General features: G+C 60.2%; 26 protein-coding genes. 14 read left to right on the top strand and 12 right to left on the bottom strand.

Annotation, left to right across the window (positions count from 1 at the left end; all coding sequences use genetic code 11):
• A partial coding sequence (locus AC1DD7_RS18710; protein WP_477516115.1) for an FG-GAP repeat domain-containing protein occupies positions 1-432 on the top strand: 432 nt, incomplete at its 5' end.
• Positions 433-1,170: 738 nt separating this feature from the next.
• Positions 1,171-2,202, top strand: coding sequence for a DUF4192 domain-containing protein (locus AC1DD7_RS18705; protein ID WP_477516114.1), 1,032 nt, complete (start codon positions 1,171-1,173; stop codon positions 2,200-2,202).
• Positions 2,203-2,511: 309 nt separating this feature from the next.
• On the opposite strand, the gene AC1DD7_RS18700 is transcribed toward AC1DD7_RS18705, so the two are convergent.
• Together AC1DD7_RS18700 and AC1DD7_RS18695 are read right to left on the bottom strand one after the other, a co-directional pair.
• Complete coding sequence (locus tag AC1DD7_RS18700) at positions 2,512-4,680, bottom strand: amylo-alpha-1,6-glucosidase (RefSeq protein ID WP_477516113.1); 2,169 nt, start codon at positions 4,678-4,680, stop codon at positions 2,512-2,514.
• A 414-nt stretch (positions 4,681-5,094) separates the two neighbouring features.
• Positions 5,095-5,721 carry a TetR/AcrR family transcriptional regulator gene (locus AC1DD7_RS18695; protein WP_477516112.1) on the bottom strand — a complete coding sequence of 209 codons (627 nt, stop codon included), beginning with the start codon at positions 5,719-5,721 and terminating at the stop codon, positions 5,095-5,097.
• 94 nt (positions 5,722-5,815) lie between these two features.
• Between AC1DD7_RS18695 and AC1DD7_RS18690 the strand changes: the two genes are divergently transcribed.
• The 3 genes from AC1DD7_RS18690 (at position 5,816) to AC1DD7_RS18680 (ending at position 8,394) form a co-directional block, all read left to right on the top strand.
• Positions 5,816-6,199, top strand: coding sequence for a nuclear transport factor 2 family protein (locus tag AC1DD7_RS18690; RefSeq protein WP_477516111.1), 384 nt, complete (start codon positions 5,816-5,818; stop codon positions 6,197-6,199).
• A gap of 216 nt (positions 6,200-6,415) precedes the next feature.
• A complete protein-coding gene (gene namA / locus AC1DD7_RS18685; RefSeq protein WP_477516110.1) occupies positions 6,416-7,492 on the top strand; it encodes an NADPH dehydrogenase NamA in 1,077 nt (358 codons plus the stop codon).
• A 203-nt stretch (positions 7,493-7,695) separates the two neighbouring features.
• Positions 7,696-8,394 carry a FadR/GntR family transcriptional regulator gene (locus tag AC1DD7_RS18680; protein ID WP_477516109.1) on the top strand — a complete coding sequence of 233 codons (699 nt, stop codon included), beginning with the start codon at positions 7,696-7,698 and terminating at the stop codon, positions 8,392-8,394.
• 210 nt (positions 8,395-8,604) lie between these two features.
• Here the strand turns inward: AC1DD7_RS18680 and AC1DD7_RS18675 are convergent, their stop codons facing one another.
• Genes AC1DD7_RS18675 through AC1DD7_RS18665 form a run of 3 tightly spaced genes read right to left on the bottom strand, consistent with a single transcriptional unit; the run spans position 8,605 to position 11,329 of the window.
• Entirely contained in the window at positions 8,605-9,348 is a 744-nt protein-coding gene (locus AC1DD7_RS18675; RefSeq protein WP_431114769.1) for an amino acid ABC transporter ATP-binding protein, read from the bottom strand.
• The gene (locus AC1DD7_RS18670) at positions 9,348-10,460 is read right to left on the bottom strand and encodes an amino acid ABC transporter permease (RefSeq protein ID WP_477516108.1); all 1,113 of its coding nucleotides are present in this window, start codon (positions 10,458-10,460) and stop codon (positions 9,348-9,350) included. Before AC1DD7_RS18670 ends, AC1DD7_RS18675 begins: the two co-directional genes overlap by 1 nt.
• Positions 10,457-11,329: an ABC transporter substrate-binding protein gene (locus AC1DD7_RS18665; protein WP_477516107.1), complete on the bottom strand. Its 873-nt coding sequence runs from the start codon at positions 11,327-11,329 to the stop codon at positions 10,457-10,459. The genes AC1DD7_RS18670 and AC1DD7_RS18665 overlap by 4 nt, the downstream gene beginning before the upstream one ends.
• A gap of 304 nt (positions 11,330-11,633) precedes the next feature.
• On the opposite strand from AC1DD7_RS18665, the gene AC1DD7_RS18660 reads away from it, so the two are divergent.
• Entirely contained in the window at positions 11,634-12,404 is a 771-nt protein-coding gene (locus AC1DD7_RS18660; protein WP_477516106.1) for a gamma-glutamyl-gamma-aminobutyrate hydrolase family protein, read from the top strand.
• Between the two features lie 395 nt (positions 12,405-12,799).
• On the opposite strand, the gene AC1DD7_RS18655 is transcribed toward AC1DD7_RS18660, so the two are convergent.
• The 6 genes from AC1DD7_RS18655 to AC1DD7_RS18630 all read right to left on the bottom strand — a co-directional run bounded on the left by AC1DD7_RS18655 (position 12,800) and on the right by AC1DD7_RS18630 (position 19,305).
• On the bottom strand, positions 12,800-14,119 hold the full coding sequence (locus tag AC1DD7_RS18655) for an MFS transporter (protein ID WP_477516105.1): 1,320 nt from the start codon (positions 14,117-14,119) through the stop codon (positions 12,800-12,802).
• 121 nt (positions 14,120-14,240) lie between these two features.
• Positions 14,241-15,734: an NAD-dependent succinate-semialdehyde dehydrogenase gene (locus AC1DD7_RS18650; protein ID WP_477516104.1), complete on the bottom strand. Its 1,494-nt coding sequence runs from the start codon at positions 15,732-15,734 to the stop codon at positions 14,241-14,243.
• Positions 15,727-16,641, bottom strand: a complete 915-nt coding sequence (locus AC1DD7_RS18645; protein ID WP_477516103.1) for an alpha/beta fold hydrolase — start codon at positions 16,639-16,641, stop codon at positions 15,727-15,729. The genes AC1DD7_RS18650 and AC1DD7_RS18645 overlap by 8 nt, the downstream gene beginning before the upstream one ends.
• Complete coding sequence (locus tag AC1DD7_RS18640) at positions 16,628-17,038, bottom strand: hypothetical protein (protein WP_431114762.1); 411 nt, start codon at positions 17,036-17,038, stop codon at positions 16,628-16,630. Before AC1DD7_RS18640 ends, AC1DD7_RS18645 begins: the two co-directional genes overlap by 14 nt.
• Positions 17,039-17,127: 89 nt before the next feature.
• Positions 17,128-18,453 (bottom strand): MFS transporter, encoded by a 1,326-nt coding sequence (locus tag AC1DD7_RS18635; RefSeq protein ID WP_477516102.1) that lies wholly within the window; start codon positions 18,451-18,453, stop codon positions 17,128-17,130.
• 174 nt (positions 18,454-18,627) lie between these two features.
• Positions 18,628-19,305: a GntR family transcriptional regulator gene (locus tag AC1DD7_RS18630; RefSeq protein WP_431114760.1), complete on the bottom strand. Its 678-nt coding sequence runs from the start codon at positions 19,303-19,305 to the stop codon at positions 18,628-18,630.
• A 151-nt stretch (positions 19,306-19,456) separates the two neighbouring features.
• Between AC1DD7_RS18630 and AC1DD7_RS18625 the strand changes: the two genes are divergently transcribed.
• The 8 genes from AC1DD7_RS18625 to AC1DD7_RS18590 are packed head-to-tail and all read left to right on the top strand — an operon-like array spanning position 19,457 to position 25,039.
• Complete coding sequence (locus AC1DD7_RS18625; protein ID WP_431114759.1) at positions 19,457-20,575, top strand: alcohol dehydrogenase catalytic domain-containing protein; 1,119 nt, start codon at positions 19,457-19,459, stop codon at positions 20,573-20,575.
• Positions 20,572-21,324, top strand: a complete 753-nt coding sequence (locus AC1DD7_RS18620) for an SDR family oxidoreductase (protein ID WP_477516101.1) — start codon at positions 20,572-20,574, stop codon at positions 21,322-21,324. The genes AC1DD7_RS18625 and AC1DD7_RS18620 overlap by 4 nt, the downstream gene beginning before the upstream one ends.
• Positions 21,318-22,229 (top strand): NAD(P)-dependent oxidoreductase, encoded by a 912-nt coding sequence (locus AC1DD7_RS18615; RefSeq protein WP_431114757.1) that lies wholly within the window; start codon positions 21,318-21,320, stop codon positions 22,227-22,229. Before AC1DD7_RS18620 ends, AC1DD7_RS18615 begins: the two co-directional genes overlap by 7 nt.
• A gap of 28 nt (positions 22,230-22,257) precedes the next feature.
• Positions 22,258-22,692, top strand: a complete 435-nt coding sequence (locus tag AC1DD7_RS18610) for a carboxymuconolactone decarboxylase family protein (protein ID WP_039240875.1) — start codon at positions 22,258-22,260, stop codon at positions 22,690-22,692.
• Positions 22,679-23,503, top strand: coding sequence for an N-acyl homoserine lactonase family protein (locus AC1DD7_RS18605; protein ID WP_477516100.1), 825 nt, complete (start codon positions 22,679-22,681; stop codon positions 23,501-23,503). The genes AC1DD7_RS18610 and AC1DD7_RS18605 overlap by 14 nt, the downstream gene beginning before the upstream one ends.
• A gap of 8 nt (positions 23,504-23,511) precedes the next feature.
• On the top strand, positions 23,512-23,826 hold the full coding sequence (locus AC1DD7_RS18600; protein WP_431114755.1) for a putative quinol monooxygenase: 315 nt from the start codon (positions 23,512-23,514) through the stop codon (positions 23,824-23,826).
• A gap of 12 nt (positions 23,827-23,838) precedes the next feature.
• On the top strand, positions 23,839-24,057 hold the full coding sequence (locus tag AC1DD7_RS18595; RefSeq protein ID WP_431114754.1) for a hypothetical protein: 219 nt from the start codon (positions 23,839-23,841) through the stop codon (positions 24,055-24,057).
• Positions 24,058-24,094: 37 nt separating this feature from the next.
• Positions 24,095-25,039, top strand: a complete 945-nt coding sequence (locus AC1DD7_RS18590; RefSeq protein ID WP_477516099.1) for a zinc-binding dehydrogenase — start codon at positions 24,095-24,097, stop codon at positions 25,037-25,039.
• A gap of 286 nt (positions 25,040-25,325) precedes the next feature.
• On the opposite strand, the gene AC1DD7_RS18585 is transcribed toward AC1DD7_RS18590, so the two are convergent.
• Positions 25,326-25,493: a transposase gene (locus AC1DD7_RS18585; RefSeq protein ID WP_477516098.1), complete on the bottom strand. Its 168-nt coding sequence runs from the start codon at positions 25,491-25,493 to the stop codon at positions 25,326-25,328.
• Positions 25,494-25,499 lie beyond the last annotated feature (6 nt).

Below are 25,499 nucleotides of genomic sequence, written 5' to 3'. Positions count from 1 at the left end.
GACGGCAAAGCCGATGTCATTGCCCGCGACAATTCCGGAGCCCTATGGCTCTACCCCGGCAACGGCACCGGCGGATGGCTGACACCCCGCCAAATCGGAACCGGATGGAACGGCATGACCACAATCCTGGGACCCGGCGATTTCAACGGCGACAGCAAAGCCGATGTCATTGCCCGCGACAATTCCGGAGCCCTATGGCTCTACCCCGGCAACGGCACCGGCGGATGGCTGACACCCCGCCAAATCGGAACCGGATGGAACGGCATGACCACAATCCTGGGACCCGGTGACTTCAACGGCGACGCCAAAGCCGATGTCATGTCCCGCGACAATTCCGGAGCCCTATGGCTCTACCCCGGCAACGGCACCGGCGGATGGCTGACACCCCGCCAAATCGGAACCGGATGGAACGGCATGACCAGGATTTTCTAATGCGTGCACTCCGTCCCCGCAAAGTCGCCCAAACCCAACCTTGACGCGTTGGAGACTTTTGCAGGTTCACTACTTGGTACTCGCCCTCCGACGTAATGCGGAATCAGTTGCGCCCACCACATGCCGGCCACGTGCCCTGAGGACCTCAGCGAACGCTGCCTCCGTCGCCTTCTTTTGTCCACAGCAGCAAGTCTCAAGCTCCCCGAATAGCACGCATCAATCCCAAAGATGCCAGTACAGAATCATCACACCTAATAGTCGGGAGCCGTCTTGGCCCGTGTCCAAGGCATCATGACTGACGCGCATTGAAACCCTGGACCATCAATTACCGGCCCGGAATCCCCTGCATTTCGACGCGCCCGAGGGCACTGACTAGAAGTTTCTTCTCACGGGAGCCCTCTCCACCCACTGTGGCCCACGCCGAAATACACGTCGCCAGAGTCATGGTGCTGTGCCCACGGTCGCGCATGAATTACCAGAAGCAACACCGCTGTTTGTCATTCTGATATTCCGATCATTGCTGGGCGGGGCCTCCGCGCAACCAGGGCGCTCACGCGCCGGCCCCGTTCCGGAAACTTCGCTCGGCGCTCCTGCGTCGCTCCCATCCTCCCGAACTTTCCGTCCCTGTCCCGGTCCCCCAAGTTGCACTCCAGCCCCTACCCCAGCGCAAGGTCCCCTATCAGAACGACCCACAGAACTAACGACCACAGGCACAACGCAAGGGCAAAGGAAAAGGACATGAATGAGCTCACCATCAAAGACCCCGCAGATCTACTCAGCTTCATCGGGCACACCCTCGGCTTCTGGCCCACGGAAAGCCTCGTCTGCATCACCCTGGATGAGAACAAAGTCGGCGCCACCCTCCGCATCGACCTCCCCCGCCAACCCGGAACCGAACTCCCCTACGCCCGAACCGTCAGCAGCTACCTCACCAGCGACACCACCGCGACAAGCATCGTCTTCGCCGTCTACACCTCGAGTTGCTGCGAACCAGGTCAGCCCAAACCGCAGGCAGCCACCATTGCAGCTCTCACCGGAGTCCTCGCCGAAAACGGCATCACCATCCGTGACGGGATCTTCGTTGGCAACGACGCCTACTCCCCCTACGACAGCGAGGCCGGGCAGGACATCAGACTTCCACTCAGTTCGACTGAGTACAGCCAGGTCAACGCCGAATTCATCTACCGCGGCAGCACCATCGAACCCACCAACCGAATCATGCTCCCAGCTGCGACACAGGAAACAGCGAAATCAACCGCCGTCGAAGAACGCATGAACACCATCCGCACACAGCCCCCTGATGATGCTGCACGAGAAGCGAGCCTGCTCTGGACAGGCATGCTCGAATCAAGGGACTTCCCCACCGACGAGGACTGCGCCACCCTCATCGCGAACTTCCAATTCCCTCACATCCGTGACCGGCTCATGACCGACATCCCCGGCATCAACGAACCACCACAACACATCCTCTTCGCCCAAACCAACACCCCACCCAAATGGTCCCGCATCGAATGGGCACAACAACTACTCATCCACGCCTACACCAGAACCAGCCCTCAACACGCAGCCCCCATCCTCACCACCATCGGCTACATCAACTGGTGGCAAGGCCGAGGCTCCAAAGCACACCAATACATGCAACTCGCCCTCGACACAGACTCCGGCTACCGCTTCGCACGCCTCAGCGACCAAATGCTCGGAGCCGGCATCATCGCCGGCTGGAACACCAACAAAAACACCGCCTACAAAACCCACCTCGACATGCCGTAAAGGAAGACAGCGACCCCCGTGATGCTCAAGCAACGGGGAAAGCAAGTCAAGAGCCTCTCCTTCCGCGAGGAAGAACTCCGGATCGTCAGCCCGCGTCTAATGAAGGACCTCCCAAGTCATTTGAGGACGGGATCCGCATGGTCAAGAACGTGGGAACCGTGCGCCGCCTCAGGCTCCGAGTGACGTGACGCCGGACTGGTGGCTCGTGCGCCGAGCCAGTCTCAAAGCCGTCGGCGATTCCAGGCGCGAAACCCTGAGTACAAACGCGACAAACTCGTGGGTACGCTGAGCCTGCTCCCTGTGCTTACCCTAGCCCCGTGGCATCCGTTTCGAGTGCTGCCTGGCTTGATCCACAAGCTCAGTCATCCATGGCCGGTGCCCACGGTAAAGCGTCAAGCCCTCGGCCAGTCCGCTTACTGTGCATTCGGACCCGAGGACATCGATAGTGACGGGTCCGCGGCCCGTCGGGGCGTTGGTGATATGTAGTTGGCCAAAGGACTCCGGGAGCGCCGGATCCAGCCACAGGCCGCCGCGCGAAACGTGCGCGTCGTATCGCATCAGGCTCGTCACCAGCGCGATCGGAGCAGCTGCTGCCCATGCCTGCGGCGAACAAGCAGTGGGATAGGGCACGGGCTGCGCCACCTGTCCCCTATCAAAGCCGCAGAAAAGTTCGGGCAGCCGTCCGTTGGAGTACTCGGCGCCCTCCAGCAACGCGGTGGCAATACGTTGCGCCTGCTCAACGAAGCCGTAACGTACCAGTCCCATGACAATGATGGCGTTGTCATGGGGCCAGACCGAACCATTGTGATAGCTCGCAGGGTTATAGGCTCCCATGTCGCTGGCCAGAGTCCGGATTCCCCAACCGCTGAACATTTCTGGAGACATTAGTCTTTCAACCACCAGCGGCGCCTTGTCGTCGTCGACGATGCCAAACCAAAGACAGTGACCCATGTTGGACGCGCACGCATCGACCGGACGCTTGTCGCGATCCAGTGCGATGGCGTAGTAGCCACGCTCTGGCAGCCAAAACTGCTCATTGAACTGCTTCTTTAGCCGCTCCGCGCGGTCCATGAGTTCGGCCCCCAGCGACTCGTCACCGACGTCGTACGCCATCCAGGCCCGTGAAACATACGCGCCGTAGACATACGCTTGCACTTCGCATAACGCCACCGGTGGCTCCGCCAGGGTACCGTCGGCAAAGTTTATGCCATCCCACGAATCCTTCCATCCCTGGTTGATTAGGCCCTGATCGTTGAGGCGCGCGTACTCGACAAATCCGTCGCTGTCTTTGTCCCCGTAGTCCCGGATCCAAGCCAAAGCACGGTCGGCATGGGGCAGCAGAGCAGCGGTGGTATCCGGGGAAAACCCCCAGCGGCTCACCGCCCCGAGCATCATCACGAACAGCGGAGTCGCGTCGATGCTGCCGTAGTAGGCGGACTTGCCACCCAAAGCCAGCCCGGTGGAAACATCAAGCCTGACCTCGTGGAGGATCTTGCCGGGCTCCTCCTCGGTAACGGGGTCCACCACCCTGCCTTGGCGCTCCGCCAGCGTTTGCAGGGTGCCCAAGGCCAGGGATGGGTCAACGGGAAGCGCCATTAGAGACGTCCAAAGCGAGTCCCGACCAAACAAAGTCATGAACCAGGGCGCCCCCGCGGCTACAACCACACGCTCCGGATGATCCGGATCCTCGATCTGCAGGGCCCCCAAATCGTCGTAGCTGCGTTGCAAGGTCCGCTCGATGGAATGGTTACCCATCTGCAACACCGGGATTTTGGCCACCCAGCCCCGGCGGCGCAGATCGCTGGGTGACGGTCCGCGGAGGTCCGGATGCATGAACGGTTCCACATGATCGGCTCGGTCACCAGACGGCACTACGCTCACTACAGCTTTCCAGTCGCTCGCTGGCCCCACCACCGTCCGGTATGTCAGAGCACCCGCTTCCACCTGAGCACCAATGGCCGTAATAACAACCCCTTTGCTGACCTCCCCCCAGACTGCCTGAATGGTGAGTGAATCACTGTTCGGTCGTCGACTTGCGTCCCAACGCCCCTCGATCTTGGCTTCCTTCACTTCGAACACATCGGCGAAATCAGCCTCAACGCTGAGGCGGACCAGACATTCGACTGGACTTACCGAATAATTCCGAACGGTGATCTGCTCCAGGAGCCCAGCACCTACTTCGCGTAGCCGCTCAACAATTAGCGGGCTGTCTGCATAGCCGTCTGAACGGGGAACGCGGCCGATAAAAAGTGCCCGGTAGGGTTCCTTCGTCTCCGCTGACAGTGGTTCAAGCGATTGGCCGTTGATAGTCAGGGCCCAGTTGGACAGAATCCGCGTGTCCTGAACAAAAACTCCCTGGGGGTGGCCCGGCAGGATGTCTCCGTTGGACGAGGAGATGCAGAAGGACGATCCTTCCACTAATGTGACCGCCCCGCTCCCCAACGGCCCTGCCGCAGTTTCTGCATTCCATCCCGCCATGTCCGATCCCTTCGAAAGGGGTTCTTGTGCGGCCATCGACGCGGCTCCCGGCTGCGACCACCGTATTTGTTGACGTATCAGACGCTACGCTTCTCTGTCTGCCGCGACCAGACCATGAGCTGTCTCACAACCTCAAATCCGTCAGCTGCCACGCAGGATCTGCTCTCAGTGATTCGGGGTCAAGCCAGCATGGCGGGAATTGATGGAGCGGAAACGCGGAAGATGGTATCGGCTAATCCTGCACTACTTAATGTGTGCACGATCTTAAATGGCGGCCGCCTGCGGAGGCTTGGTGCCAGGCATTCGAATCCGGAGAGGAGCGCGGGAACGCCAAGATCGATGCAGAGTCCGGCAGCACCCGGAGTAGCGCCTATTTTTCCACCAACAACTCACTCGCCCCGCACCCCGTCGCTTCTATTCCGATTCCGGAATCATGCGAAGCCCTGCTGCCACCTGCCGTCGAAGCATGTCTGGCGGGACGCCGTCATGCGCTCGGAGCGCGAGCCCCTCGGAGATCATATTAATGGCGTGCGCTAGTGCCAGGGTGTCGGTGTCTGTTGGAATTTGTCCGTCTCGGATACCGAACTCGAGCTTGCCCTGAAAACGGCGCACTCCGTCGTCTCCGATAGCCGCGAGGGCGCGTGCGACTTCGCTGGTGCGGTCCTCCAAACTCACTGCGGACTGGACCACGAGACATCCGAGATGGGTCCCCGGAACCGATATCACGCCCACAAAGTCGCTGAAGAAACGGCGGAATGCATCTGCTACGCGCGGTTGTTTATCGAAGGTTTCCCATACTGGATCCCAGAAGGTGCGCTCATAGTGATCAACGACGTCGATAAACAGTTGCGCTTTACTGCCGAACGCTGCATACAGGCTCGGCGGATTGATTCCGATGCCCGCGCATAACTGGCTTACCGACGTCCCCTCGTAGCCATGCTCCCAAAACATGTCCATAGCGGCTTCCATCGCCTGCTTCTCGTCGAAGCCACGGCGTCGACCGCGGGTGACGTCTCGTGGCTTTGCATTCAACTTGGACATGAGCGCCTCCCGGAGTTGACGAAATACTGTAGTGGTCACTACAGTATCATTTGTAGCGATCGCTACAGAATAGACTTGAATGCAAGGAGTGCTGGTGTCCGAGAAAACCTACGTCCAGGAATACAACGCCGTGCTGGAGGCGCTGTCGAAGTACCTCGAAGGCTGCAAAAATGCAGACGGTTCGCTCATGCGGCCGGCCTTCCACGCTGACGCGGTGATGTTTACCACCGCCGAATCCGCGGTATCGCGTGTGCCGATTCAAGCGCTGTTCGACGGGATCGAAAAGGATTTCAAGCCTTCGAACCCGAACTCCGCGGTCGTAACCGTGGACATCGTGGGCAATGTCGCCAGCGCGCGGGTCGATACCGACGATCTCGACGGGTTCCGCTTCAGCGACTTCTTCCACCTGCTCAATACGAACGGTGAGTGGCAGATCGTGGCGAAGACGTTCTACACGCATTCCACCCCCGCGAGCTAGCGCGCGCAGGCATCGGGGTGGCTGCTTCGAGCCATCCCGATGCCCTCCCGTTCCCTACGGGACACATGAAGAATAAGGCTGCGCTTGACGTGGAACCCGCTCGCGCAGCCGCCCAAAAAGAGCAGTACCAACACAACATGACCGTGCTGTCGGCCCGCAATGCCTGACGCACGCTCGATCCCACAGCTTGTCACTGGCAGTTTTTAGGAGAATTTCTTGTCTACACTTCTCGAGCCCTTCACGATCCGTGGGGTGTCTTTCCGGAACCGCATCGTGATGTCGCCGATGTGCATGCACTCCGCGACAGCCGATGGAGTCGCCACTGACTTCCACGTCATGCACTACGGATCCCGCGCCCTCGGCGGCGCCGGTCTGGTCATGACCGAGACCGCAGCCGTCGCGCCCAACGGCCCGATCGGTCCTGGCGACCTCGGGATCTGGGACGACGTGCAGATCCCGAACCTCCGCCGCATCGTGGACGCCGTCCACCTGGTCGGCGGCCGGATCGGTGTGCAGATCGGCCACGCCGGACGACAACTCGGCCTCCCCGAGCTGACCGCCGTCGCTCCCTCCGCGATCGCGTGGGGACCGGACTCCCGCGTCCCTGAGGAACTCACCCAGAAGGGCATCGCCGAAATCGTCGAAGCGTTCCGTGCCGCGGCGGTGCGCGCCACGAAGGCAGGGTTCGACGTCCTCGAGGTACACGCCGCCCACGGCTTCCTCCTCAACGAGTTCCTCTCCCCGATCTCGAACAAACGCACCGACGAGTACGGCGGAGACCACGCCGGCCGCTACCGCATCGTCCGCGAAGTTCTCGACGCAGTCCGCACCGAATGGGAAGGGCCGCTCTTCGTCCGGATCTCCTCCACTGATTACGTCGTCGGCGGCAACACCCCGGAGGACTTCATCGTCTTCGGCAAGTGGATGAAGGAGCAGGGCGTGGACCTCATCGACGCATCCTCCGGCGGCAGCGCACCCGTCAAAGTGTCCTCGTTCCCCGGCTATCAGGTCCCCGCTGCGGAGCTCATCCGCCGGGAGGTCGGTATCCTCACCGGCGCCGTGGGGCTTATCGAGACCGGCCGGCAGGCGGAGGAGATCCTCCGCAACGGCCGCGCCGATCTGGTCTTCATCGGCCGCGAGATGCTCAAGGATCCATTCTGGGCACGCACCGCAGCCGACGACCTTCGACTTTCGATCCAACCGCCAGCGCAATACACACGCTACGGCTCCGCATGGCAGCGCACCCAGCCCCCGCTGCCCGCAGCCCCGCTCCACGAGACAGTCGCGGCCTAGGAAAGGCTGTTTCCTTTTCACCTTCTGCACAGTGTCATGGGGTTCTACGAAAGACGCAGGCAGACGTCCAGGTTAGCACCGACGTCTGCCTGTGTAGCTCAAGATCGAACTAGCGGAAGCCGGATTGTCGCGCCGAACTTCCCACGTCGCCAACACGGACTGGCGAGCAGCCCGGTATCGCTGTTTGGCCTTAAGATGGAACCATGCCCAATGAAGTGAATTCAGTGTCAGTTCCGCAAGGCGTCGCGGAGTACGTCAAGGGACTGATCCGGCGAGGCGAACTCGGACCCGGAGACAGGCTTCCGCCGGAGCGGCAACTTGCTGAATCTCTGGGCGTAGCTAGGGTGAGCCTCCGGGAAGCCTTCAAGCAACTGCAAGAGGAGGGCTACATCGTCGTCCGGCGGGGCAAGACCGGAGGCAATTTCGTCACGGCCTTGAGCCAGCCACTTGCAGAGTGGCGTCGCAGCATTCTGGAGCAAGAGGAAGAGCTGGACGACCTGACCACCGTGAGGGTTGCAATGGAGTCCCATGCTGCGACTCTGGCCGCCACCCGGCGAACTCAAGACGACCTCGACGCCATGATGGCCGCCATCAACCAACAGGCCGCCGCGTCCAACCGGGCCGAATACAGGCTTGCAGATTCTGCCTTCCATGATGCAGTAGCAAGGGCCGCAGGGAGTAAGCGGCTGGAGGCTGCCATTCGAAATGCGAGAAGCGAGTTCTTCAGTCCGGCGGACATGCTGGAACACCCGGATCCTGTCGAGGACGATCAACGACAGCATAAGCGCGTATTTGAAGCAATCAAGGACAGAGCCCCCCTGCTGGCACACGAGGCGATGCGGGACCATATCGAACATACGCGCCACGAAATCATCAGAATACTCAAGTCGGAAGCTGATTAGGCCTTGCAGGGGCCTTCCACAGACAGACCTGCGCCATGTCTGGAACCCAGAGCTCGATACGGATTAGTTCACGTATCGGGCTAAGACAGGCCGTTGCCCGATACTTGCTTCATTTCTTAGAGTCAGTGTTGTCAGTGCTGTTCACGACGAAGGCCCGGCAGCCTCCTCGTATGGTGAGGTGCTGCCGGGCTACAGCTTCAGATTCAGATGTTAGAGACGCCCAGCCTCCACAATCTGGCGAAGGAATTCACGCGTGCGTGGTTGCACGGGATCACCAAACACCTGCTCCGGAGGGCCTTGCTCCAGGAGCCGTCCTTGCTCCAAGAAGACGACGAGGTCGGATACTTCGCGAGCGAAGTGCATTTCGTGGGTGGCAAGCATCATTGTCATCCCGTCTGCCGCGAGCTCACGAACGATGTTGAGGACCTCGGCAACCAACTCCGGGTCAAGGGCGGAAGTGATTTCGTCCAGGAGCACAGCCTTGGGCTCCATCGCGAGTGTTCGCATGATCGCTACGCGCTGCTGTTGCCCACCGGAAAGCTGCTCCGGAAAATAGCTTGAGCGATTTCCAAGGTTGACCCGTTCAAGAAGAGCGTAGGCGCGTTCGCGCGCAACATCCGGGCGAAGCCCAAGGAGTTTGATTGGACCGATGGCAACGTTATCCAAGACACTCATATGCGGGAAAAGGTTGAAGGACTGGAATACCATTCCCACGGTCCGGCGAAGACTGTTGACATTGACGCCGGGTCCACTGACCACGTCTCCGTCAATGCGGATCTCGCCTGTATCTATCGGCTCCAGGGCATTGATGCATCGCAGCAGGGTAGATTTTCCGGATCCGGAGGCACCAATCAGAGTGACTACTTGATGCTGCTCGACCTGTAGGTCGATACCTTGCAGCACAGTATGGGCACCGTAGCTCTTGTGTAGGCCGACCAATTCAATGAAAGACATTATTTGCTTCCCTTTCGTCCACGGCGGGAAACGCCTCGCGCCAGCATCCAATCAACGAAGCGGGTCTGCGGGATAGTGATCAAGATAAAGAGGACGGCCACCACTGTGACTGACGAAAGGTTGAAGTTCGCCGATGAATAGAACTTGGCCTGGTTGAACGCGTCCATCGTGCCAATAATGTTTACCAGCGAAGTATCCTTCTGCAGCGAGATGAACAAGCTGAGCAGGGGCGGGATCACGCCTCGCACGGCTTGAGGCAATATGACGAACCGGAGTGTCTTTCCGAATGAGAATCCGAGCGAACGGGAAGCGGACCACTGTGACGGGTGGATTGCTTCTATGCCAGCCCTGTATGTCTCGGCGGTGTAAGCGCTGAACGTCAGAGTCAGCGCAATAATGGCGAACCACTCCGGCGGCAGATCTGACAGTACGGGTAGCTGTAGTAGAGGCAGGCCAAATCCCACCAGATAGATGACGATGATAGCCGGCACGGCGCGCAGGCAGTCGACATAGGCGATGGCAATGGCTCGTACCGGCCGCCAGGCGTTTCCGGGGGCAAGGCGGGCTACTGCCAGCAGTAAACCGAACGCGAGGACGAAGATTTCGGTGATCACGGCGATCCAAATGTTCAGGCCAAAGGCCGCAAAGACGTCACCCGCGCTCGCAGCCATGAGGTCCCAACGAAGGAATGTCTTCTGGATAACAGAATCGTTGACCGTGAGCATCACTGCGGCGGTGATGACAATGAGGACTGCAATGCCAAGCCCGAAGGTGAAGGTTGCATCATTCAGTGATGCCGCACCGCTCGCTCGGGCGTCGAGAATCCGCCCCTCATTCACTTGACGGGACGCACGAAGGGACCGGCGCAATGACCGTACAGCGATCCACAGTACCCCGCCGGCAGTCAGCACCCCCACGGTACTCAAAAGCCAGCCAATAACATGGGGAGTGGTGCCTTCTTCGGATCCATTCATGGCTGCTGCACCGAGGGCCGCGACTGCCAATACAAGGATCGCGGCGAAGACTGTGGCTGCCGACGATAGCGCTCGACTCTTCGGCGGAGGGCTGAGACGCGCGGCGCCAGCTAGCGCCGAGGCAGCTACCGAGGTCACTTCACTGTCCAGAACGGAATGGAGTTGGGGTCAACCCCAAAGGTTGGCTGAAGGTAGTCGGCGGCCAGCGACTTCAGTGTCCCGTCAGAGTCCAGGTCACCGACGGCCTTATCGACGGCAGAGGTGTTCTCGGAGTTGCGAGGCAGTACAACCCCATAGCCCTGATCGAGGGCTATCTGCCCCTTTACGGTAAGAGCGCCTCCGGTTTCTTTTACACTGATGAGGGCGATTGTGGTGTCAGTAACAACTGCGTCAACCTGTCCGGCGCTGAGCGCCGTGAAGATTTCCGAGGCGGACTGGAACACGGCTGCGGGTTTGGTGGGCTTGAGCACATCCGCCACCCATTGCGCGCCTACATTGCCCTGGAGGACGGCGACCTTGGAGTCACGGAGAGTATCGGCCGTGACCTTTGAATCCTTCTTGGTGGCTATGCCAAGGTTTGATGAGAAATAACGCCGTGAGAAGTCAAAGACCTCCTTCCGCTTATCAGTGATGGTCACCGTGGCCAGTCCAATGTCATAGCCGGATGCCGTCCCGGAGATGAACTGGTCCCAGGCAAGGTTTTTCAGCTGGACTGATTTGAGGCCTGCACGGTGGGCTATGTCCGCCGCCATGCAGTACTCGAATCCACTCTTAACCGAATCCGGGCCGGAGCCATTGGACCACCCAGGGTTCGGCAGAGCGACGGCAACCGTTAGGACATCGGGCTTTTGGGTTTTGAGCTTGATGCTGTCCGGCTGGCCAGTAACTTTGCAGTCGCCAAAACCGGAGGCGCTGCTTGACGAACTCGAGTTTGCGTTGCCACCGCATGCAGTAAGGGCGAGAGCCCCGATCGTCAGGGCGACGGCGGCAAAGGATTGCTTCTTCATCTAAATGCTCCCAAGGAGTAGTGAGAAAGGGCGGCGGCCCACAAGTGCGACTGAGACCGCAGTGATTGGCTAGCCCATCTCCGCTGTAAAGGTCTTAGGTATGGTCCATTGACCTTCCAACTATGAAACATGACACACTTTCAGGTGTCAAGAGATGATCGGATGTAGCCATGATGGGCATTTTCAATCCAGTTGACAGGCTCCAGTGGGTGACGTCATCCTGTTAAGGTATTTGGCTCATACCTAATACCTAAGCGTTTCGCAACCAGTTATAGCTGGTCGACACCCCACTCAGGAGCATATTTTGGCCACATTTGCAACGAACTCCCCCAGGATCGGCATTCCAGTCCGCCTCTCCGGCCTCGGTTGCGGAGTCTCGGACCCAGTCCTGAAGGAGGCTGAGAGGGCCTTTGACGCAGTGGTCTCCCTGATCGTGGAATCCGGCGCTGAACCGGTTCTTATCGGTCCAGCCAGCGATCTGGAGCTCGAGGCAACTTTCGCTGCCTGCCATGGATTCGTCCTCCCAGGCGGCGGGGACGTTAACCCGGTCCTTTTCGGCGCGTCAGCCGAGGATCCTTCTCTTTTCGGAGTCGATGCGGCACAAGACAGCCTTGACCTCGCAGTCATCCAGTACGGGATAGACCACGGCATCCCCGTGTTGGGCATATGCCGCGGTATGCAACTACTCAATGTCGCTTACGGCGGTTCCCTGCACATCGATTTAGCATCAAGCAGCGTCTCACATGTCTGGAAAGGCGAAGCAGGCTCCCGGGATTTCTCCGTTCATGACGTGGAACTCGGGCGGGAAAGCCGCGTTGCCGCCGTCTTCGATGGTGCTTCCCGGATTCCGGTGGCATCCTTCCACCATCAGGCTGTTGATCGTCTAGGCAACGGACTGCGCCCCACCGCGGTGGCCGACGACGGTCTCCTCGAGGCTATCGAGTCGGTAGACGACAACTGGGTTGTCGGCATCCAGTGGCATCCTGAAGCGGACCTGCCTGCGCGAACGCTGCGGCAGCCGCTGTTCGCCGCCCTGAAAGCCGAAGCCGAGAAGACGCTTCTTGGAATCAACTGAAGTGGAGTTCTACCCGGCGTTGGACTGTTCGTTATTGCGCCCACGTGTCCGGGCATCGTCCGGGAGGTTGGATGAGTGGCTCTGTATGGATTCGGTTGGGTCGAACGCCTCATGCTGACGCAGGCATAGCTGCCGACCCAACCAAACTCGAAGACGTACAGAACCCGTCGCTAAGCAATGTTTGAGGCGTAGCCCGAGGCTCATCCGGCTCTAGCCCTAATTGCTACCGGAGACCTCATCCTGGAGTGGGATAGGCATCGATTTGTAGAGCCCATCACAACCTGCTTCGACAAGACCCCTCCACAACATCCGGAGTCGTTCAGAGAACACCATCTATCCCCCGTTTCCCACTCCGATCGGCCAGCGGCGTGCATGATCTTTGATCCTGACACTGCCTAACCGGCATGGATGTCCTTCTTGAATGTTTCCGGGAGCCACTTCAGAAGGATGGGAGCCGCAATGAGTGCCACCACTGCCATGTACCAGGCCGCCGACGTCGACGTTCCTGTCGAGCTTGCCAGCGCTGCTGCGATTAGCGGTCCAGGGCCGGCGACGATGGCGAGTCCCAGGTTGTAACCGAGTGCGCTGCCGCTGGACCGGGTGGAGGCGGGGAAGAGCTCCACGAGCAATACCACGTTGGTTACGCTGCACAGTGCTTGGCAGGCCCCGAAGAGGATAAGCCCCGCAACGATTGCCACGCCGTTCCCTGTTCCCATGAGCAGGAAGGACGGGATGGACAGCACAACAAAACCTACGGTTCCAAGAATATTCAGGCTGCGACGACCAAAGCGGTCAGACAGGATGCCTGCCAAAGGGCACATCAGCAGATAGATGAACAAGCCGGCACCGCTGAGCGTTAGCGCTGAGGCACGGTCCAAACCAAGCGAGGTGGTCAGGTGGTTGTTCATGTACGTCGCCAGATAATAGATGCCGAGCCCGGAGACGCTGGAGAACGCGAATGTGATCAGGATCGGCTTATGGCCCTTCGTGCCTGCCTTTGCCAGAGGTGAACCAGCCAGCCGGTCTTCCGACTTCATGCTCTCAAAGACGGGAGTATCCCCTAGCTTCATGCGGATATAGAGTCCGGCCAGGGACATGGGCGCCGCTAGGAGGAACGGAAGCCGCCATCCCCAGCCCGACAGGTCTTCCGGGGAAAGTACAGAGCTAAGCCCAAGCGCCACGAAGCTTCCGACGATGAACGCCAAGGCGGCGGTCCCGGAGATGAGGCTGGCGTATAGCCCCCGCTTATTGTTCGGGGCACTTTCCACCAAATAGGCGGCAGAGCCACTCCACTCGCCACCAGCGGCAATACCCTGCACGCAACGCAACATGACCAGCAGAATTGGTGCCAGCAGGCCGGCCACTGCGTATGTGGGGAGAAGGCCCATGACGGTTGTTGCCCCGCCCATGAGCAGAACTGACCATACGAGCGCTGCCTTGCGACCATGCTTGTCGCCTATGGGGCCAAGGATAAACGCGCCCAAAGGACGCATGATGAAGCCCACGGCAAAGACTGCGAACGCACTCAGTAGGGAAAGAATTGGGGTGCTTTCAGGGAAGAACAGTTTCCCGATGATGCTGGCAAAAAAGCCATAAACGGCAAAGTCGAACCATTCCATGAAGTTGCCGATGCCCACCGCGAGGGCAGTCTTGCGGCGGGTGGCTGCGGATGGTTCTGTGGTACCGGGAAGTGGTGTTGTGCTTGTCCTTTGCATGAAGACAACCTCTCTGTTGACGTCCGTTTGGGCATGGAATGGCCCCCGCCCCTGTTGCGAGCAAAGGGCGGGGGCCAGTGTGTGGGCGATGCTCCGCGCTTACCAATGCGGGAGCACCGTATTAATCCGCGTAGGGGTCTGGAATAGCGATGTACTGCGCGGTGGTGTATTCAGCGAGGCCTTCGGCTCCACCTTCCCTGCCGAGTCCGGACTGTTTGACGCCGCCGAACGGAGCAGCCGCATTGGAGATCATGCCGCTGTTGAAGCCGACCATGCCGAACTCGATCTGTTCTGCGACGCGGAGCATCCGTGCGTGGTCGCGGCTGAAGAGGTAGGAAGCCAGTCCGTACTCGGAGGAATTTGCCAGGCGGATGGCTTCTTCCTCAGCGCGGAAGGTGGTGACCGGAGCAACGGGGCCAAAAATTTCGCTGGCCAGAATCGTTGCATCATGCGGGACGTTGGCCAGAACGGTGGGCGGGTAGAAGTAGCCAGCGCCGTCGCGCGGTGCGCCGCCAGTTGCCACAGTGGCCCCTTGCTCTACTGCTTCGGTGACCAGAGCGTGGATGTCCTTGCGGGCACCACCATCGATGATGGGCCCGACGGCGGTACCCGGGTCAGTGCCTCGGCCCAGCGTCAGTGAACCCATGGCCGCAGCAAACTTCGAGGTGAAGTCATCTGCGACCGATTCGTGCACCAGGAAACGGTTGGCTGCGGTGCAGGCTTCTCCCATGTTGCGCATCTTCGCTGCCATCGCGCCCTGGACTGCCTTGTCCACGTCAGCGTCCTCGAAAACGATGAACGGCGCGTTGCCGCCCAACTCCATCGACGTCCGCAGCACATTGTTGGACGCATCCGCGAGCAGTCGTCGGCCGACCGGCGTCGAGCCCGTGAAGGAAACCTTCCGAAGCCGCGAGTCCTTCATCAGGGGACCCGAGATCGCTGACGCGGATGATGAAGCGACAACGTTCAGCACACCCGCAGGCAGACCTGCTTCCTGCATCACCTGGGCGAATAGCAGCGAAGTCAGCGGCGTGAACTTGGCTGGCTTAAGGACCATGGTGCAGCCGGCCGCGATTGCCGGGGCAACCTTTCGGGTGGCCATCGCCAGCGGGAAGTTCCACGGTGTGATGAGCAGGCATGGCCCCACGGGCTTGCGCTGGACGAGGATCTTGTTCTTCCCCTCAGGGGACGTGAGGTAGCGGCCGTAATCACGGACGGTTTCCTCTGAGAACCAGCGCAGGAACTCCGCGCCGTAGGTCACTTCGCCGCGTGCCTCAGCCAGGGGCTTGCCCATCTCCAGGGTCATCAGCAGCGCAAAGTCTTCGGCCCGTTCGGTGACGAGTTCAAAACCGCGACGCAGGATCTCGGCCCGGACGCGAGGGGCTGTCCGCGCCCAGGACGCTTGTACGGCGTCGGCAGCATCGAGTGCTGCCATCGCGTCGGCGCTGGTGGCGTCCGCGATCTCCAGGAGCTTCTTTCCCGTCGCGGGGTCTTCGACGACGAACGTCCCGCCGCCGCTGGCATCGCGCCACTCGCCGTTGATCAGCAGGCCGGTGGGAATAGTCGAGAGCAGAAGACGCTCAAGTTCAGGGGTTACAGTAGCCGTTTCAGGCATTGTGGGTTCCTTCCAAGGCGAGTGATTCAAGGTCATTACCGACTACGTCCGCGTGGAGTTCTTCGAGGATCGGCAGGAGGTAGGTTTTGAACAGCGGGTAGTTCTCCGCCATCGGGAAGTGCCCGATGTCCTTCATGGCACCACCCTTCGCACCCGGGATTTCGGCGATGGCATCTGCCGTGTCGGCAGGAGTACAGGCGTGATCGTACTCACCCGTGAGGAGATATACGGGGCAGGCCTTGGTGTCGATTTCGTGGCCCTTTCCCCGCAGGTCGAGGTCCTGGGAGTAGAAGTAGGTGTCACCGCGGTAAATGCCGGGACCACCTTGGCTGTAAATCCACCAGACTTCGCGGCGGGAAACCTCGGGGCTTTGCGGTGCCATCAGGCTCGACGTCCACGTGGGGACAGCTTGCTGGGCATTGACGTCCGGCCGCAGGGACCAGTCTTGGAATCGCCCGTTGACCTTGAGCGCCCCCGACAGGCCTATGACTCCGCCGATTTCGTCGGCATGCCTACGGGCCAGCTCCAACACGAGGGACCCGGCCATGGAGCAGCCGATGACTGTGGGTTGCTCCAGGTTCAATGCGGCCGAGAAGTCCCGAACAATGGCCACATAGGCATCGGCGGTGAGCAGGTACTCTTCTTCCCACCATCCTTCGGGTGGGAGGGACCGGCCGTGCCAGGGAAGATCGAATGCCACGACCCGGAAGCGGCTGGTGATCTCAGGATCATTGAGCATATGCCTGAACTGTCGGGAATCTGCGCCGGCCGTGTGCAGGCAAAGCAGGACCGGTCCGCTGCCGGCTTCTTCGAAGTAGATGCGCTGGTCACGGCCTGATGAGCGCAGGTTTACGTAGCGGCCAACGACGTCTTCGATGCTGGCTACTGGTGTGTCAGTGCTGGACATGGAGGGCCTTTCCGAGGTCCACGAGGCGTGAGAGGACCCTGAGGTTGCGGACGAGTTCGACGTCGGAACCACCTAGAGTTACATCCGGGCTGTTCTTTCCGAGCGCGAGTAGGTCATGCAGCAACGGTTTAGGTTGGGGGTCGAATATCTGTCCCCAGCCATCTGGTGTAGCCGAAATGACAATGTGGTCAAGCGGCAGGTCTTTCCAGGGCCTGGGATTGAGACTGGAACCGTGGAAGTTCAGGGCAATCCGCCAGTGGCCTGGCGAAACGGCGTCAATCCAGAAGTTGCTGTATTTGCCGATGACCTGAAGCTCACGATCACTGTCCACTGCATTTGCTAGATGGGTGAACCACAATTCCGAAATGGCGGGAGGTGTGCCGGTAGTTGAAGTCATGAAATATCTTTCTGCGTTCGGGGAACGGACTCACAGTGCTCGGTTGTGAGGCCGGGACAATAGCCCCGGCCCTGCAACCGCGATAAGACTCAGATGCTCAGTTCGTCCACGCGGACGGTGGAGTTGGCCTTGCTGTCACGAATGGTTTTTGCAGTGACGATGGCAATGAAACCCAGCACTGCCGAGATGACCATGTACCAAGCGACCGCGTTACTGGACTGGTACTGCTGAATCAGCAGGGTTGCGATGATCGGTACGGGTGCTGATGTGACAATGCCGCCGAGTTGGTAGGCCAGGGACGTGCCTGTGTAACGGACTTCCGTGGGGAAGAGTTCTGCCGTGAAACCGGAGATCACGCCGTACGAGACGCCATGAAGGATCGGGAGCGCGATAACGAGCGCCAGCAGAATTCCCCAGAATGTTCCCGTGCTGAAGAGAGCGAAGACCGGGAAGGCTCCCACTCCCACCAGGACGCAACCCGTCAGCAGCACCTTCTTCTGGCTGTACTTGTCCGCGAAGGTAGCGAAGAACGGCAACGTAAACACCTGAAGGGATGCGGCGATCATCAGTGCCACGAAGATCGTGCTTGACGGGATGCCGAGTTGCTTGGGGCCATAGCTGACCAGGAATACGGTGGCGATATAGAACGTGAAGTTCGGCGCGAAACCGCAGAGAATACCGTGCATGAGTGAGCGCTTGTGGTACTTGAAGACTTCAAACGCCGGCACCTTGGGGACTTCGTTCTTTTCCTGGATTTCCAGGAACTCAGGAGACTCGGTGACTTTCAGCCGGATCCACAGGCCAACGATGACCAGCAGGATGGAGGCAACGAACGGGATCCGCCAGCCCCACGCCAGAAGCTGGTCCTGGGGCATGAGTGCAATCAGCGCAAAGGTGCCACTGGAGAGGACTGTCCCTGCAGGGACGCCGGCCTGGGGGAAGCTGGCAAAGAAGGCACGCTTGTTGGCTGGGGCGTGCTCCAAAGACATGAGCACTGCACCGCCCCATTCCCCGCCGACTGCGAAGCCCTGCAGGAACCGGCAGACCACGAGCAGAATCGGAGCCCAGATACCGATGGTGGCGTAGTTAGGGAGTAACCCCACCACGAGCGTGCCGAGTCCCATGGCCAGGACAGACCAAACGAGCATCTTCTTCCGGCCGATCTTGTCACCGAAGTGTCCAAAGAACGCGCCACCGAAGGGGCGGGCGATGAATGCCACCGCAAAGGTGGCGAATGAAGCAAGCGTGCCTGCAAACGGGTCAAGGGTGGGGAAGAACTGGCTGTTCAGCACCAAGACAGTGGCAGCGCCAAAGATGTAGTAGTCATACCACTCGATCGTGGTGCCGATGAAGCTGGCCATGGCGACCTTCGCCGGTGAAGGCGGCGACGCCAGTGTCGCGGATGATGCGCCCATTACGCTCAACCTTTCGAAACAGAGAGTTGGGGGATCCAGTACATACTGGAATGTCATAAGACCGTATTACGGTGTTATGAGCTTAGAACGCCATGTGATCCACGTCAACTCGCCATGAGGCAAAGCAAAAGCTCCGGCTCACCATGGGCGAACCGGAGCTTGGAGGGTGTGGAATCAGCTGGCGTGAAGTTTGCGCATCTCCCCCAGGGCCGCCTCTGCAGCATTGCGGACATGCTCTTCGCAGGCCAAGCGGGCTTCATCGGGATCGCGGTTGACTGCTGCCGCAGCTGTGATCCGGGTGATCTCAGCGATGGTCCGGGCATCACGGCCCGGAGCAGCCAGAGAGAGCGTACGGAGCATCTGAGTCCGGGCATTCACGCTTCGCAACATCCGTGCAATTTCCGCATTGCCGGTGCCATCGAGAAGCACGTCGTAATAGCGATCTTTAGCGGCCAGGCGCTTTTCAGGGTCCCCCGAGGCCACGGCGACCTTGACTTCACCAAGCCTGGAAACCAGCTCGGCACATTGCGCGTCACTCGCCCGCTCGGCGAAAAGGCTGCCGGCCAGTGATTCGAGTGCACGGCGTACCTCATAGAGGCTCTCCGCGTCGTGAATGCTGAGCGTGGCAACTTCAGGGCCTCGATTCGGGACCATCGTTACGAGCCCCTCGGACTCGAGCTGCCTGAGGGCTTCACGAATCACGGTCCGGCTCACGGAATACTTCTCGCACATTACCGTCTCGACGAGGCGGTCCCCGGGCGCAAATTCCTGGGCAACGATGGCTCGACGCAGCGCGTTGACCACTTCCGTGCGAAGCGGCGCAGCTGTTCTGCGGATGGCGTCAATAGTCATGGCATTCCTTCTAAAGGGTTTCACCATCATACGCGATAACGCCGAATGTGGGACTGGACACGCCTGCAGGTATTACTGTAATACTGGATTAGCGCAAATGCGGCTCACAGAGAATGATTCCGCCGGCGACGGCGGCGACTGGAGGAGAACGATGAAGTTCAGAGGAGCAGTTCTGGAAACCATCGGGGCGCCCACGCCCTGGGGGGACACCACTCCCATCAATGTGGCTGAGTTGACACTTGACGCACCGGGCCGCGGCGAAGTGCTCATCCGCATGGAAGCCGCGGGAGTCTGCCACTCGGATCTCTCGCGCGTCAGCGGTGTGCGCGTATGCGCCGTACCCATGGTCCTTGGTCACGAAGGTTCAGGCATCATCGAGGAACTCGGCGAAGACTGTGGCGACCTGAAGGTCGGACAGCGTGTCACGATGACCTTCATGCCGCGTTGCGGTGAATGCACCGCATGTACTTCCAGCGGCTGGGCGCTGTGCCTCGAAGGCACCAAGGCCAACGCGGAAGGAACGCTGCTTCACGGCGACCGACGCCTGCGCATCAACGGCCAACCCCTGGACCACCACGGTGGAGTTTCGGCTTTTGCTGAATACGCCGTTGTGGACAAGCATTCTGTCGTCCCCCTGCCCGAAGGTGTACCCGCCGACGTCGGCGCTCTCCTTGGGTGCGCTGTCCTCACTGGCGGCGGCGCAGTCATCAATGCGGCCAAAGTCCGGCCCGGAGAGTCCGTTGCAATTGTTGGCATGGGTGGCGTTGGCCTTGCAGCTGCTCTTGTGGCCATAGCAGCAGGTGCAGGCGAAGTCGTCGCGATCGACATGCTCCCGTCCAAGCTGGAAACTTCGCTGGAAATTGGTGCGACAGCCGCCTACACCCCTGCCGACGCGGCGGCCGCAGGCCTGAAGTTCGACGCCGTGATCGAATGTGTGGGAAATCCCGCTGCGCTCTCCGGTGCCATCGATATGACCAAACCAGGCGGCCGCACGGTAACAGTCGGACTTCCACGGCCCGACGCCCGCCTCGAAATCTCGCCCTTGAGCCTGGTGGTTGAAGCCCGTCAACTGATCGGCTCCTACATGGGTTCCGGCATTCCGTCCGAAGACATCGCCCGCTATGCCCAGATGTACCTGGATGGCGTCCTGCCAGTAGAAAAACTCATCTCGGGCACCATCGCCCTGGACGACATCAATCACGCCATGGATGAACTCCGCGAAGGCAGAGTAATCCGTCAGATCATTGACCTTAAGGGAAACGCCTCGTGAACTTCACTGACCAAACCGTCATAGTCACTGGCGCCGGCAGCGGAATCGGCAGGGCGGCCGCCCTCAGGTTCGCCGAGCTTGGCGCCAACGTCGTCATCGCCGACAAAAACGAAGCGGCTGCCCGGGAAGTTGCCGATGAGGCTGGCGCCAAGGCCCTTGCAGTCACCGTCGACGTCAGCGACTCGGCCAGCGTCCGCTCCATGATCAAGGCTGTCGTCGATAACTTTGGGGGCATCGATGTCCTCTGCAATAACGCGGGATTCGGGTTCCCGGGAAACGTGCTGGAAATCGACGAAGACAACTGGGACCGCCTCATGTCCGTCAACCTCAAAGGCGTCTACCTCTGTTCAAAGTACGCCATCCCGGAACTCGCGAAGACGGGTGACGGCAGGATCGTGAACACCTCCTCGTATACAGCCAACGTTGGCATCCGCGACCGCGCCGCATATGTGGCCTCCAAGGGCGGTGTATCGGCGCTGACGCGGGCCATGGCGCTGGACCACGTGGATCAAGGCATTCGTGTCAATGCCGTGGCTCCGGGAACCATCAACTCGCCCTACTTCGACAAAATGATTGCCGAGTCGGCAGAACCGCAAGAACTCGTCGACTCTCTCAACGGCCGTTCGCCTATGCACCGCATGGGCCGCCCGGAAGAAGTAGCTGAAGCCATTGTCTGGCTTGCAGCCAGAGAGTCCAGTTTCGCTACGGGATCTGTACTCACCATCGACGGAGGAACGTCAACATGGTAATCGCCGACAATCACGCGTCCCTTTTTATTGGACTCGGCAACATGGGCCGGCCGATGGCCATCAACTACTCCCCCGGACGCGAACTGTTCGTCTACGACACGAACCCTGCGGTCGCCGCGGAGGTAGCTGCGGCTACGAACGGCACAGCTCTGCCGGACCTGGAGAACATACCGTCCCACGTAGGGACCGTGATTCTCATGCTCCCCAACAGCCGGATCATCGAGTCCGTCCTGCGCACCAGCCCGGGACTCCTGAATCGCCTGGAGGCTGGAACCTTGATCATCGACATGAGCTCCTCCGAACCCGAAAGCACCGCAGCCCTTGCTGCTGAAGCCGCTGCCCTCGGCATCGATTATGTCGATGCACCGGTGTCCGGTGGTGTGGCAAAAGCCCTGACCGGGAAGCTGGCCATCATGGTGGGTGGCGACAGCACCGCCGTCGAACGTGCCAAACGGCATCTTCGTAACCTGGGCGAGTCCATCACTCACGTTGGGCCCCCGGGGACGGGACACGCAGCTAAAGCGCTGAACAACTTGCTGTCGGCCACGAACCTCGCGGCGGCCGCCGAAATTCTGACGGTGGCCGCAACGGCTGGAATTGCACCGGAGAAAATGCTGGAAGTCATCAATGGCTCCACAGGCCGCAGCCAGGCGTCAGAGTTCAAGTATCCCCGCCACATCCTGACTGGAAGTTTTGATTCCGGCTTTGCCATGGACTTGATGCTCAAGGACCTGAAGATTGCCAGGAACCTTATTTCCCAGCAGTCCGCTGAGGCGCCGATCGTGCTCACCGCACAGGAAACCGCCGAGAAGGCGCGCGAGCTCCTGGACAGCGACAATCCGGACCACACCGAATTTGCCCGTTACTACGAAAAACTCAACGGCACACCGCTGCGCGCCAGCTGATCGCCGCACCATCCGGAAGGACACCAGTATGACCATTGATCTGAACGACCAGACCGCCGAGGCCCAGACGTACATCGACGACATGGCGCGCAAACGCGGATACGTCCTCGACTATCACAAGGTAATGGCCAAGCACGATTTTCCCGTACTTCAGGCTGCCAATCATGTCGTCTCCGCCGCCTACTTGGATGAGCGCACTCTTGACCGTAGGACCAAGGAACTCATCTTCATTGTCAGCCTCACCGTCATGCGCGCTTCCAAGGGCCACATCCAGTCCCACATCCGCGTAGCGCTCGACCTTGGCCTCACGCCGACCGAAATCCTGGAAGCGATCGAAATTTCGCTTCCGGAAGCCGGCGTCGTAGCATTCCAGGCTGGTTTCGAGGCATGGCGGGAAGTGGTCGGCGCTGACGGACTCGAACCGTCCGTGGCCGTTCACGAGGGCGGCAATGGCGCCGGCTAAGAACGACGGCGGCTACCGGGTTGTCGCCGTTCGCGTCGGCACCCGGGCCACAGAACGCAGCGACATCTACCTTAACTACCGTTTGTACGGGGAAGACGACGGACCGGCCACCGTTGACTACTACTTCTGGATCCTTCAAGGGCCAGAAGGAACCGTTGTTGTGGACACCGGCTTTGGCGAAGATGCCGGCCGCCGACGTGGCCGCACTCTGCTGTTGCACCCTGCCGAGGCACTTAACCTGCTGGGCATCGCCCCGGCCGGTGTTGATGACGTCATCGTGACCCACGGTCACTACGACCACATTGGCAACCTGGATCTGTTCCCGAACGCGCGGATACATATGGCGGAAGCAGAATACAGATTCTGGACGTCCGCCACAGCTGGGCACATCCAGTTCTCCTTCTACGCAGAAGACGTCGAGATTGATCAGCTCCGCCTGACAGAAGCCCAAGGGCGCCTGAAACTATTCTCGGGCGAAACCTCACCGGCGCCGGGACTCAGGCTCGTGGAGGTCGGCGGACACACGCCGGGGCAGGCAGTTGTCTACGTCCCCACGTCGGAGGGCGAAGTGCTGCTGGCCTCAGACGCTGTCCACTTCTACGAGGAGCTTGAACGGGACATGCCTTTTACGGCAATCAGTGACCTGCCAGCCATGTATGAGGCCTTTGCCTTCATCCGGGAAGAAGTGCGGCAGCGCGGACTTACCGTCGTCGCGGGCCATGATCCAGACGTGCTCACGCGTTTCCGCGCCTGCCAAGAGCTCCCCGCCGGGGCCGGCGTGGCCATCGGCGCATCCCACCAAGACCAATAGGAGACATCATGACCAGCACTTTCAATGTCGTTGCCAGATACAGAACCAAGCCAGGAACCACGGATGAGGTTCTTGGGCATCTGGGAAGAATGGCAGCCCAAACCCGCGACGAACCCGGCAACATCTCCTACGAATTCTTCCGTGGAGTTGAGGATGACCGGAAGATTGTCATCCTTGAGAGCTATCACACTGCCGAGGACTTCGATCTGCATCGGCAGACGCAACATTTCCTCACCATCGGGGCTGTACATATCATCCCCGAGCTGGAAGCGCGGACCGTTTCCACCTATGTCACTGCCAACAGCCCCGCAGAAGCTCCTTAGGAAGGCACGCGGATGGAAACAGCCTCCACCACCGAAGCCCGGACCAGTCAGAACTGGTCCGGGCTTCGGCCTACCCAGAACGTCCTGGTAAGTGAATCTGTTGGCGAGCCGTATCGGGCAACAGTAGACGCGATCACCGAAACCTGCACTGTCATCTGGGTAGTCTCCGACACTACCCACCAGCGCAGGGCTTTCGACTACCGCGAAGGCGTCATTGTCTCCCCGGCCTAGTCATTAACCCGCCGCAGAACGCACCCCCGGAGGACCCGTGAAACACTCACCACCTGCCACGTCAACAATGCGTGCACTGGCCGTCAGCCCTGAGGCGCCCGGCCGAATCGCCATCCAGGACGTCCCCACGCCTTCAGTACAGCCTGAAGAAGTCCTGGTTGAGGTTCATGCCATTTCCCTAAACCGAGGCGAGATGCGTGCACTTCGCGCTGCGGCCGCAGGCATCATCCCAGGCTGGGACTTCGCTGGTGTCCTCATGGAGGACGCCAGCGACGAACTGAGGGCTGGTTCGAGGGTTCTCGGAATAGTGGAACATGGCGCTTGGGCAGAGATGGTCGCCGTGCAGCGAGACTCGATTGCAGCCATTCCTGATGAGCTGACGTTCGCTCAGGCCGCTGCCCTGCCGACGGCCGCACTCACCGCCTTACGCACATTGCGGCTGGGCGAGACGGGCCTCGGCGATCATGTCCTGATCACCGGCGCCTCCGGCGGTGTTGGCCAGTTCGCTGTTCAACTCGCCGCACGAGCAGGAGCCATGGTTACGGCTCTGGTCTCAAAGGGCACCCACGCTGACGCGATCAGGGCCATGGGCGCCAAACAGGTCGTATCCAACATCGAGCAAGTCCACGATCGTTTCGACGTGATCATTGAGTCGGTGGGCGGCCAAGTGCTTGGCCGCACACTTTCCATGCTGGATCCACGGGGCCGCCTGGTTGCCTTTGGTAATTCGTCCGACGAGCCAAGTACGTTCAATGTCCGTGATGTTTACAACGGGGCCTTGGTCAGGATCCTGGGTTTCGAACTGTTCTTCGATCCTCTTCCCTTCGGACGGGACCTGGCAAAGCTCCTGGAACTCATGGTGCAAGGTGCACTCGACCCGCACGTTGCCGCAGTACTGCCATGGGATGAAATGGCCGTCGCGCTGAACCGTTTAGGGAATCGCGCTGTTGGTGGGAAACTGATCCTCACGATGAGAGGCTGACGCGAGCCATCGATGCGTAAGTCCGCCAAACGACTAAGAAAAGTAAGCCGCCCCAGCCCGGGGCGGCTTACTTTTCTTATGCGGGAGTAGGCGTCGGCCCTAGGAGACTGCCGAATAAGCGGGATGGTGGGGCGGGCGGAACGCCACCAAGTGGCCGTCTAGCGGCGTGTTCTGGTCAGCACCCTTGGGTGCGACAACGGGGTCGTTCCGCCCGCTGGGTTCATTCTGCCCCAGATCCGGAGCGTCATCCAGTGGATTATTGATAGGCAGGGGTCCGGGCAGCGATTTATCCCAGCGCCCATGATCCTTCGTTCGCGGTCAGTCCGAGGGCGAGCAGGCGTCGCAGGTTTAGCCCCGCGATCCGTAGCTGCAGCCAGGCGTTGCTCCGGCTGATGCCGCGGTGGGGAACGCGGCGGTTTCCGCGGGTGAGCCACGCGATGGACCGCTCGACCATTGGCCG

Source organism: Paenarthrobacter sp. 10L412, from assembly GCF_056395565.1.
The sequence above is the reverse complement of the archived record's forward strand: the minus strand, read 5'-3'. Positions and strand labels throughout refer to the sequence as shown.